The sequence below is a fragment of the Suttonella ornithocola genome, from assembly GCF_001889065.1.
GTDB lineage: Bacteria > Pseudomonadota > Gammaproteobacteria > Cardiobacteriales > Cardiobacteriaceae > Suttonella_A > Suttonella_A ornithocola.
Map to the genome: position 1 here is coordinate 1 of NZ_LWHB01000034.1, position 11,534 is coordinate 11,534.

At 36.7% G+C, this 11,534-nt stretch carries 9 protein-coding genes and 2 pseudogenes; all 11 read right to left on the reverse strand.

Annotated elements, in window-relative coordinates:
* Positions 1-55: 55 nt before the first annotated feature.
* Positions 56-412, reverse strand: a complete 357-nt coding sequence (locus A5N85_RS02875) for an IS630 transposase-related protein (protein WP_072575885.1) — start codon at positions 410-412, stop codon at positions 56-58.
* 471 nt (positions 413-883) lie between these two features.
* Positions 884-1,141, reverse strand: a pseudogene (locus A5N85_RS02880) (IS1/IS1595 family N-terminal zinc-binding domain-containing protein); the annotation flags it as partial.
* Positions 1,142-1,213: 72 nt separating this feature from the next.
* The gene (locus A5N85_RS02885) at positions 1,214-2,647 is read right to left on the reverse strand and encodes an aminoacyl-histidine dipeptidase (RefSeq protein ID WP_072575895.1); all 1,434 of its coding nucleotides are present in this window, start codon (positions 2,645-2,647) and stop codon (positions 1,214-1,216) included.
* Positions 2,648-2,799: 152 nt separating this feature from the next.
* Positions 2,800-3,183 carry a GNAT family N-acetyltransferase gene (locus A5N85_RS17160; RefSeq protein ID WP_342769564.1) on the reverse strand — a complete coding sequence of 128 codons (384 nt, stop codon included), beginning with the start codon at positions 3,181-3,183 and terminating at the stop codon, positions 2,800-2,802.
* Positions 3,184-3,246: 63 nt separating this feature from the next.
* Positions 3,247-3,957: pseudogene (hisA, locus tag A5N85_RS17165) on the reverse strand (1-(5-phosphoribosyl)-5-[(5-phosphoribosylamino)methylideneamino]imidazole-4-carboxamide isomerase); the annotation flags it as partial.
* A gap of 92 nt (positions 3,958-4,049) precedes the next feature.
* On the reverse strand, positions 4,050-5,045 hold the full coding sequence (gene purM / locus A5N85_RS02895) for a phosphoribosylformylglycinamidine cyclo-ligase (protein WP_072575897.1): 996 nt from the start codon (positions 5,043-5,045) through the stop codon (positions 4,050-4,052).
* Positions 5,042-5,770 (reverse strand): phosphoribosylaminoimidazolesuccinocarboxamide synthase, encoded by a 729-nt coding sequence (purC, locus tag A5N85_RS02900; RefSeq protein WP_072575898.1) that lies wholly within the window; start codon positions 5,768-5,770, stop codon positions 5,042-5,044. The genes purM and purC overlap by 4 nt, the downstream gene beginning before the upstream one ends.
* 43 nt (positions 5,771-5,813) lie before the next feature.
* Complete coding sequence (locus tag A5N85_RS02905; protein WP_072575899.1) at positions 5,814-6,074, reverse strand: hypothetical protein; 261 nt, start codon at positions 6,072-6,074, stop codon at positions 5,814-5,816.
* 17 nt (positions 6,075-6,091) lie between these two features.
* Positions 6,092-9,796, reverse strand: a complete 3,705-nt coding sequence (locus tag A5N85_RS02910) for a phosphoribosylformylglycinamidine synthase (RefSeq protein ID WP_072575900.1) — start codon at positions 9,794-9,796, stop codon at positions 6,092-6,094.
* Positions 9,797-9,883: 87 nt separating this feature from the next.
* Positions 9,884-10,861 (reverse strand): polyprenyl synthetase family protein, encoded by a 978-nt coding sequence (locus A5N85_RS02915; RefSeq protein WP_084601573.1) that lies wholly within the window; start codon positions 10,859-10,861, stop codon positions 9,884-9,886.
* Between the two features lie 403 nt (positions 10,862-11,264).
* On the reverse strand, positions 11,265-11,534 hold a 270-nt coding region (locus A5N85_RS02920), incomplete at its 5' end, for a transposase (protein ID WP_211268049.1).

Below are 11,534 nucleotides of genomic sequence, written 5' to 3' on the forward strand. Positions count from 1 at the left end.
ATAAAACCACATTCATCAAGATAGACTATCGGTTTGTCTTGAGCGGTCTTATCCACTATTTGTTCTTGAAAGTGCTCTCTTTTCTCTGTGTCGGCTTTTGGATGTTGGTTAATCTTTTTTTATGCGTTATCTTTAGTCGCTTTAGAGCATAACAAATCGCTGATTGCGAGCAATTAAAACGTCTAGCGCTTTCCCATTGGTAATCATCGGGATACTGCTCAATATCCTTAAGCAAGGCTTCATCATCAATCTTTGAGGGCTTACGCTCAGTAAAGCCTTTAGGATGGGGATTTTTAATCCAGCTATAGACGGTGAATTTGCTGATCTTGTAGCGCTTTGCAACAGCGCGCCAAGTTTCTCCATTAGCAATATCGTTAAGAATTTTCTGTCGGAATTGGCGGCAGTAGGTCATAGGATATGCTCAGTTTATTTTTGATAATTCTACTACAAGTTGTTCTTTAATATCTGCTTTGGATAGATTGGATTATAAGTGATTTTACTATATAATCAAAACTAATTCCTAGGGCTTCAATTTTCTCTCTCAGTTGCTTAGCTGTCTTTAGATGACGTTTACCCCATACAAAAGCGACTATTTCACTACTATAGCTGAATGGGTTTAATTTGCATACAAACTGAGATCTTTGCAAAATTCCGTTTTACACTATAGTCAAAGGCTAATAAAAGAGTCACAGAAATTAAATCGCTACTCCAGTAATAGTACAAGTGCTTACTTTATTCATCTATCTTAATACTGTAACTATTCTAGTAGCCTTTCACTATAAATTTTTGCTACTAGTAAAAAAAATTAACACTATGATTTTAATATATTTTCAAAATTTAAAAAATTGAAATTTCTCTATTTGTAGGGGTTTTGCAAAGGTCTCAAGATATTTAATACTTTATATTTGCTGACTTTCTCAATAACCATAATATCAGCAATACTACAGCCTCTAACAAGCATTAAACGTATTTTCGCATCAATATGTCTTTGACAGCCTTGATAAGTTAAATTCATTTTATCAATGAACTGTCGATGACAATCTTTACATTGGTAATTTTGCTTACCATAGATTTTCCGTCCATTCTTTTTTATACTGAGGCCTAGGCAACTTGGGCAGCTGATTGTAATTTGTGTTTTCATAACCCCAAATTATCATCTTTTTCCAAGTTGTCTTTTTTATTTTCTACCCCAGCATACTTTTCAAACCAGTACCTATAATGTTTCTAAAATATTCTTCAACCATTGCCAAAATATATCAACGGATTTTATATTAACTCTTTCATCCGGAGAATGTGGCATTTCAATCGTTGGACCAAAAGAAACCATTTGCCAATGAGGATAATGTCGATTTAGTAAGCCACATTCTAATCCAGCATGAATGATACTAATATGTGGTTTTTTGCCTAAAAGTTTTTCTCCTTCTTTTGCGACAATTTGTGTAATTTCAGCATCATTTACCGGCTGCCAACCATCATAATTGCCACTAAGTTTTGCACTCCCCCCAGCTAATTGGAAAAGTCTACTTATATTGTTGGCAAGATAATTTTTAGCTGAACTATCTGAAGAGCGTAATAAACAATGGATACTTAAGATAGAACCTTTGCAGGTAAGCTTTGCTAAATTACTAGAGGTTTCAACAATAGCTGGAACCTCTACACTCATTCGATCAACACCATTTGGACATAGCTCTAATATATCCAATACGGTTTTTTGTGTTTCTTGCGTCCATATTTGTACTGGTTGAGAAACGGATTCAATTTGCACAACGAACTGTCTATCTTCTTTTGGTAAACCGTGCCGAATAAGTGCTGCTTCTTTCTCTATTAGATTACGCAATGTTTGAATATCTTCTTCTGAAGCAAATAGTGCATCTGCTTCTCTTGGAATAGCATTGCGTAAATTTCCACCTTCTAAGGTACTGATTTTAACTTTATCGCTAATTGTTGAGAGTAATCGTATTAATATTTTTATCGCATTACCACGTTGACGAATAATATCAATACCACTATGTCCGCCTTTTAAGCCTCTAATATGAAGAGCAAATCCTGGCGCGGTATTGGGCTGAAATGCTAGTGGTAATGAAAAATCACCATCTAATCCTCCTGCACAGCCAATGCAAATCTCCCCTAATTCTTCACTATCTAAATTTAGTAAAATTTCACCATTTAACCATCCTCCTTTTAATCCTTTAGCACCCTCCATTCCTGTTTCTTCCGTTGCGGTGAAAAGCGCTTCTATAGGTCCATGGCTAATATCTTTAGAAGCCAATACTGCTAATGCAGCAGCAGCCCCTATTCCATTATCTGCTCCTAGAGTAGTGCCTTGAGCGGTAACCCAATCTCCTTCAATCAAGGTTTTAATAGGATCTTGAGTAAAATTATGCTGTGTATCTTGATTTTTTTGCGCCACCATATCTAGGTGACTTTGTAAAATCACACCCGGAACATTTTCTTTTCCCTGTGTGGCTGGTTTGCGCACAACGATATTACCAACTTCATCTCGTTCAGCAGATAATCCTAATTTTTTTGCTTCGTCTAAGATAAATTGCTGAACGGCCTCTTCATAGTGAGAAGGGCGCGGGATTTGAGTAAGCTGATCAAAATATTGCCATACAGCTTGTGGATTTAGTTGAGAAATAGCAGACATTGTTCCTCCAAGTCACTTTAAACGTTATGCTATATTACTCTACTCTATATATGAAGAGAACCAAGAAAAAAGCACTTTTCTCAATAAAACTCTAGAAAAGTGCTTTAATGATTAAAATCAAAAATTTATTAGTGATATATTTTTACAATCAGTTAGATAAGCGATTTCTGCATATCTTTATGTTCTATGCCGGCGTCTTGATAAACCTCGCTACAAATTTCATATCCGAGTTTCTCATAAAATCCAATTGCATGTGTTTGGGCACCTAATTTTGCGACTTTAGCGCCTAGGTCTTTAGCTTTTTCTTCTGTCGCACCCATAATCACTTCGCCCAAATTTTGACCTCTAACATTTTTTGCCACTGCTACTCTTTGAATTTTTGCTATAGAATCACTCTCTTGCAACAAAATTCTAGCTGTCGCTATAGGTTTTTTTTCTGTATTGTATAAAACGATATGCCAACAATCTTTTTCATACTCATCAATTTCTAAAGCTTCTTCAACTTTCTGTTCTTCAATAAAGACACTACGACGCAAGCTTAAAGCATCTTGATAAATATCAGAATTTATATCATTTGTTATTTTAATAGGTAAAGCATTTGCATAGGCTTGTTTTAATGTGAATGCACCATCATAGAGCGCCCTACCAATAATGGCGCCTGCTATTTCTGGTCGCGCCTCTCTTAATGCAATAATATCTTTTAAACTAGATACTCCTCCGCTTGCAATGATAGGAATGCTTGTAGCGCTTGCTAAAGCAGTCGTTTGAGCGATATTAACACCTTCCATCATGCCATCTTTGCTAATATCCGTATAAATAATTGCCGCAATTGTTTCTGAACTAAATTTTTGAGCCAATTCCGTTGCTTTAATGCCTGAAATATTTGCCCATCCATCCGTTGCTACATAACCATCTTTAGCATCTATGCCTAAAATTAAGCGTTTAGGATATTTCTCAGAAAGCGATAATACATAATCTGAATCAGAAACAGCCTTAGACCCAATAATGCAATATCGAACGCCTAAATCCCAATAGTGTTTAGCAGTATCTTCATCACGAATTCCTCCACCTATTTGTAGCGGAATATTGGGAAATCGCTTGGCAATTTCTAAAACAACATCAGCATTTTTGGGACTACCTGCAAATGCACCATTTAAATCAACTAAGTGAAGCCTATTTGCTCCTTGTGAAATCAAATGAGCTGCCATTTCTACTGGATTATTTGAAAAAACAGTCGCATCTTCCATTCTACCCTGTTTGAGGCGTACACATTGTCCATCTTTGAGATCAATAGCTGGAATGGGTAACATAAAAATATCCTTTAAATAATAAATAATACGACTAAAACAATAATAGGATTGCTATCAAGACAACAATCCTATTATTTGCTCATTAAAATATCTTACTGAAAAAGGATTGGTTCATTTCCTGATTGCATTTTTCCAATGATAATTCCCTCCTCTCCATTTTCTTTTAAGGTATTTAAAATAGCGGGAACTTCATTTTCTGGTGCAATAAGAACAAATCCAATACCCATATTAAATGTACCAAAACACTCTTCTTCATTTACTCGCTTTTTAATTTCAGCAAATAAAGGTAAATCAGGCAACATTTTAGTATCAATAACAGCAGTTAGCTTATCACCATAAGCGCGCGGGAGATTTTCAGGTAATCCTCCACCGGTAATATGTGCTAAGCCATTAACCTGATGTTTTTCTAGAACAGCTAATACTGATTTAACATAGATTTTTGTTGGAGTTAGTAATACCTCACCAACGGTTTTGTCACCAACAGCTGAATGAAAATTTGTAAAAATTTTTCTTAATAAAGAATAGCCATTAGAGTGATAACCTGAAGAAGGTAATCCAATCAAGACATCACCCGATTGAACGCGACTGCCATCAATTAAAGCTGATTTTTCAACAACACCAACAGAAAATCCTGCAATATCATACTCCCCGGCTTGGTAAAAACCTGGCATCTCAGCGGTTTCGCCACCAATGAGTGCTGCTCCTGCTTGTTGACATCCCTTAGCAATTCCTTTAATGATATCAGCTGCAATTTCAGGTTCTAATTTTCCACATGCAAGATAATCTAAGAAAAATTGCGGTTGAGCGCCATGACAAAGAATATCGTTTACACACATAGCAACAGCATCAATACCAATGGTATCGTATTTTTTTAACTCAAACGCTATTTTCAGTTTTGTGCCAACACCATCCGTACCAGAAACTAAAATGGGTTCTTTATAGCCTGATAAATCATAAAATGCGCCAAAAGCCCCAATCTGACCTAATACACGCGCATTATGCGTTGCTTTAGCATAAGATTTAATACGATTAACGGTATCATATCCCGCTTCTTTATCAACACCAGCAGACTTATAATCTAAAGTCATGATGATGACCTTTTGCTAAATGCTTTCAAACGCTCTAAAACCACTTCATAAGCATTGGTTAAACCACCAAGGTCACGACGGAAACGATCTTTATCTAATTTTTCACCACTTTTACTATCCCATAAACGTGAAGTATCGGGGCTAATTTCATCGGCAAGAATAATTTCTCCAGATGATGTTTTTCCAAATTCAATCTTAAAATCTACTAAATCTATTCCAATCTCAGAAAATAGCGTATCTAAGGTTTCATTGATTGCATCTGTTAAATCATAGATTGTTGCTAACTCTTCATAACTAGCAATACCAAGGGCAACCGCATGATCATCGTTAATCAAGGGGTCACCTAAAGCGTCATTTTTATAGCAAAGTTCATAAATAACGTTTTCTGGACGCGTTCCTTCTTCAATTCCCAAACGGGCTGCCATAGAGCCTGCAATAGTATTTCTAGTAATCACTTCTAGTGGAATAATAGTTACTTTTTGGCAAAGCTGCTCTCTATCATTCAACGTCTGAATATGATGAGTAGGAACACCTGCTGATTTTAATGCTTCAAAAATAAGCGTTGTAATCTGATTATTGAGTACTCCTTTATTTTCAATAATCGCATGTTTTGCTCCATTTCCTGCTGTTGCGTCATCATTATAATGAATAATCACTTTATCAGCGTCATCAGTAGTATAAACTGACTTTGCCTTGCCACTATAGAGAAGATCGCGTTTTTCCATGAAAAGTCCTTAAGATGGCTAAATAAAAAATAAAATCGGAAACTTAGTTTAATCCATATAGCGCCATCAATACTTCAACAGACTGATCACTTGAAAGATCGCCATTGATAATATGCTGCTCTAATTCCGCGCCAAAACCTTGAGCTTTGCCACCAAATTTACTATGAGGATCGCTTGCAATTTGCATTCGCTGTCGACGATTTTCAACTCCTTTAGGAGTTCGATCAATCCCCGCATAATCATTTTGCTTATTTTCATCAATAATTTTTTGAAGAATTTGTCGGGCTTTATCTTCATAACTCATAAATTATCCTTATCTAATTATCTAAATGCTTTTATCCCCGCGCGGAAAATATTTTGTGGACGAATAGTAGGGTAATGATTGCGATATAGATTATCTTGCCAACGCTCACTATGCCCCATTTTCCCTAAAATTCTACCACAAGGGCTTGTAATCGCTTCAATAGCATTTAAAGAGCCATTAGGATTATAAGAAGGATGCATTGTTGGAATGAGCAATTTAGGATCAGCATATTGAATCGCAACTTGCCCATTTTCAATCAAATTATCTAATGCTTCATCGCTACAATAAAATCTTCCTTCTCCATGAGATAACGCAACATCATGTGCTTCCCCAATGATAAACTCAGAAAGCCAAGGACTAGCATTATTTGAAATAATTGTTGTTGCAATTCTGGCGATATGACGACCTATACGATTATGCGCTAATGTAGGATCACCTATTTTTGGTTGTTTCACTTCACCATAAGGCAATAATCCTGTTTTTACTAATGCTTGAAAACCATTACAAATACCAAGAATCAATCCATCGCGTGCTAAAAATCGTGCAATAGCTTCTTGAATATGTGGTTCAAATATAATGTTGGCAATAAATTTTCCACTACCATCAGGCTCATCACCCGCACTAAACCCACCAGATAATGCAAAAATTTGACAATTATCTAGACTTTTTACCAAAGCATTAAGAGAATTTTGAATATCTGTCTGATGGTTATTACAAATAACAATTTCTTCAATTATTCCCCCTTCTCGCACAAAAGCTTTTGCGGTATCTAGCTCGCTATTAGTACCGGGGAAAACTGGTAAACAAATGCGTGGAGTGGGGATTTTTGTTGTAATAGGACGTGCTTTTGCTAAAGGTTTAGCTTCAATAATAGAAGCATTCCCTTCTGGTTTCGCACCGTTTAAAGGGTAAATATCTGCTAAAGACTGTGTTAAAGGCTCAAGTTCTGATAAATCAAGTGATTGAGAACCAATTACAATTTTAGATTCCGCAATAGTATAGCCTAAATGTAATAGATTTGGTGCAATTCCTAATCCGCCCTCACTGCTGATTAAAAAGCCCCCATATTCTGGTAAAAAGGCATCGGGAAGCTCGTTAATCTTAACACCAATTTTATTCCCAATAGCTGATTCATAAATCGCTTGAATAACACCACCATGGCGAATACTACGAATAGAAGCAATAATTCCCTCGTCTATTGCTTCTTGAATAAAATCATTAGCTTCTAAAATTGCTGAAAAATCCGGGCGTCCATGATTATCTTGAGGACAACGTAACCAATATAGCTGATGCTCAGCTTGTTTAAATTCTGCACTAATCGTTTTATCTGCCGCAACTGTTCCAACGGCAAAAGCAATCAATGTCGGCGGTACATCTAAAGCACCAAAACTACCACTCATACTATCTTTGCCACCAATGGCTGCACGCTCAATCCCTTTTAAAGCATGATGAGCACCTAAAAGTGCAGAAGTTGGCCATCCCCAACGAACAGCATCAGAACCTAGTTTTGGAAAATACTCTTGCAAAGAAAAATGTGCTGTTCGTAAATTTCCGCCAACCGCAATGAGTCTAGCGGCAGCTTCACAAACCGCATACATTCCACCATGATAAGGACTTTGTGCGCTAAACTCAGGATAAAATCCATAGGCCAAAATAGAGGCTGTATTGGTTTTTGTTTCTACTGGTAACTTATAAACAGAAGCTTCCGTTGGTGTTGCTTGGTAATATCCACCATAAGGTTTTAATACACAAGAAGCGCCTACATTAAAATCAAATCTATCTCCTAGCCCTCTTTGGTCCGCAAAATTCAAAGTTTTGAGCTGAGAACGTAAGCCATCTTGCCAAACCTCTTCAGAATAATAATGAGGTTTAGCAGCAGAAATTTGCACTTCTTGTTGTACCGTTTTGGCACCATGACTATCTAAAAAATTTCTAGAAAGAGAAACAATGACCTCTCCTCTCCAACGCATAATGAGCTTATCATTATCTGTAACAGTCGCAATATGAGTCGCTTGAAGGTTTTCTGTTGCTGCTAATTGTTGAATAACTAATAAATCTTCTGGTGCAATAACAATTGCCATTCTTTCTTGACTTTCACTAATGGCTAATTCAGTACCATTTAATCCTTGATATTTCGTTGGAACACAGTCTAAATCAATCTCTAAACTTTCTGCTAATTCTCCAACGGCAACAGAAACTCCGCCGGCACCAAAGTCATTGCATCGTTTAATCTTTCTTGCAAACTCGCCTTTTCTAAACAATCTTTGAAGTTTTCGTTCTTCTGGAGGATTACCTTTCTGTACCTCAGCAGCACTTTGCGCTAATGAGTCTTGATGATGTTCTTTTGAAGAGCCGGTTGCCCCACCGCATCCATCTCTGCCTGTAGCGCCACCTAACAATAGGACTAAGTCACCAGCTTTAGGAACTTCACGCCTAACATGCTCTGCAGGTGTTGCCGCAACTACTGCACCTACTTCCATATGCTTAGCTTTATATCCCTCATGATAAAACTCAACTATTTGACCAGTCGCCAAACCAATTTGATTTCCATAAGAAGATGCACCTGCCGCACTTCGCTCAGCAATTACTCGCTGAGGAAGTTTTCCCGGTAAAGTATCTTTAATATTTTCTCTTGGGTCTGCGCTACCACTGATACGCATTGCTTGATACACATAAGCCCGTCCTGACAGAGGGTCACGTATAGCACCACCAATACAAGTAGAAGCCCCCCCAAAAGGTTCTATTTCTGTTGGATGATTATGTGTTTCATTTTTAAACTGCAATAACCAAGAACGAGAAGTGTCATTCTCGTCCACATCTACAAAGACAGAACAAGCATTAACTTCCTCGGAAAACTCTACATCTTCTAATTTACCTTGGCTGCGTAGGTACTTTGCATCTATCGTTGCAAGTTCCATCAATGTAACAGGACGGCTATCAGCTTTAGCGCCATAAACCATCCGACGCTTATCTAAGAAATCTTCAAAATCTAGCCGTATTTCTTGTCCTAACGCATTTTCTGGAAAACGAATATTCTGTAATTCGGTTAAGAAAGTGGTATGACGACAATGATCTGACCAGTAAGTATCTAACACCCTTATTTCTGTTTCGCTAGGTGCTCGATTTTCTTCTTGAAAATAACGCTGTACCAAAAGTAAGTCAGCTAAAGACATAGCTAATCCAAAATTTTGATGCCACTCAGCTAAAGCATCTTCACTTTGTAACTGTAACAGGTCTGGATAATACGCAATATCGCTAGATTGACTAGCATCTAGTAAAGTTTGATTAGATAAATCTTTTTCTCGACTTTCAATAGGGTTGATTAAAAAATGCTTTAACCGCTCCAACCCTTCTTCATTAATTTCGCCTTTAATTAAATACGCGTTTGCGGTTCTAACCTGGGTATTGGCATAATCATCGCTAATCAATCGTAAACATTGTTCTGCTGAATCTGCTCTTTGATCGAACTGACCGGGTAAAGGTTCAACAACAATAATATGACTTGCTCGAGGAAGTTCTTTTAAAACCTCATCTGTCACAGAATCTGCGAATATCTGATTCACCGCTTTTTCTATATTTTCTGGTGCATGATATATATCATAAATAGCAACAGCTTCAATCTCCTGTAGTTCAGGTAATTGAAGCTGGGCTTGCAACGTTGATAACGAAAAAGCGCTTTGGCGAAATGCTAAGCGCTTGCGGATGAAGATGCGCTGAAACATAAAATAAACCGCAATAAAAATGAAAAACTCATTTTAACACAGATATATCATGTTAAAACCCAAAACGATTAGATACTCAGTCATTTTTTAGAAATCTCGTTGAATAGCTTCATAAGCTAGAGATACTAATGCTGTTTTATAATCGCTATCAGAAAAAATATCTAATACTTTTATAGCATTTTTTATCATATTATTTGCCTGCTCTCGACTATAAATTAAGGCATCCGTTTGATTTAATAACTCAATAACTTCATTAATAGCTTCTCTATCGCCTGTTTCTATAATGATTCTTAATCGTTTTTGAGCAAAACCTTCTAGCTGAGATTGCGCACGTATCAAAGGAAGTGTTGGCTTACCTTCAGCCAAGTCATCTCCTAAAGACTTTCCTAATTTAGCCACATCACCTGTATAATCGAGTAAATCATCAATAATTTGGAATCCCAATCCTAAGTAACGCCCATAATCTGCAAGTGCTTGAACTTTAGTTTGGTCAAGATTAGCCAATTGAGCAGGTACTTTACAAGCAGCGGAAAATAATACAGCTGTTTTAAGCTCAATTACTCGATAATAACGTTCTTCATCCACATCTGGATCATGCATATTAGACAGCTGCATTACCTCTCCAGCAGCAATTAAATTTGTTGCTTCTGCCATGGTTTCTAAAATCGCCATATTTCCCGTTCTCACCATGAGCTGAAAAGCACGGGTATAAAGAAAATCTCCTACCAAGACACTCGCAGCATTTGAAAAAGCAATATTTGCAGTTGGTTGACCACGTCGCATTTCTGATTCATCAACAACATCATCATGTAATAAAGTCGCGTTATGAATAAACTCAATAAACGCCGCAGCAGTGATAGCATATTGATGATGATATTGACAAACGCCAGCGCTTAATAATGTAAGTAGTGGGCGAAAACGCTTACCACCCTGTCCCAAAGCATAATGCATAACCAATTCAGCCAAAGGTACTTCTGACTGCATTTCGGCATGCATAACAGCTTCAGTCTGCTCTATTTCTTTTTTGATAAGCGTTTGTATCTGCTGGCGAGTCATTAAGTTCATATATATTCCATGAAAAAGACGCTAACCCTCCGTATTTTAGCTGATTCTCGAATAAATGCAGCATTATTTATCTTCGAATAAGAAAAAAATATTGTCGTTACGTAAAATAAATAAATTAAATTTATTCGGAAAAACTTATAATTTTTTTTGTAAAAAATTATATCTAATGAGACCTTTGCAAAATTCTATTTTATGTGAATTTTTACTATTAGTAGAGAAATAAGCATATGATTTTAATAGATTTTTTAAAATTAAAAAAATTAAAAACTCTCTTTTTTTGTCTTTTGCAAAGGTCTCAAATCGTTAAACGCAAAATTGGTACTAGTCTGACCGGATTGTCTTTTAATTCTGTCATGGTATTAGAACTGTACAAAGATAAGCCATTATTCCCATTATAGTGCAATCATCTAAAACCCAACCCAATCCAAAGCAGATAAAAGAATAAAGTATCAATACAATCCATCCGCCATTCTTTGCGGATTTGCTTAATCCAAGCCCACATCTTTTCAATAGGATTTAAGTCTGGACTATAAGGGGGTAACCAAACTATCTCATGCCCATGCTCTTCAATGATTGCTTGAATATCACTGCGTTTATGAAAAGCGGCATTGTCCATGACAATTACACTGTTTTTAGGTAACTCAGGTAACAGTGCTTCTCTCACCCAATGAGA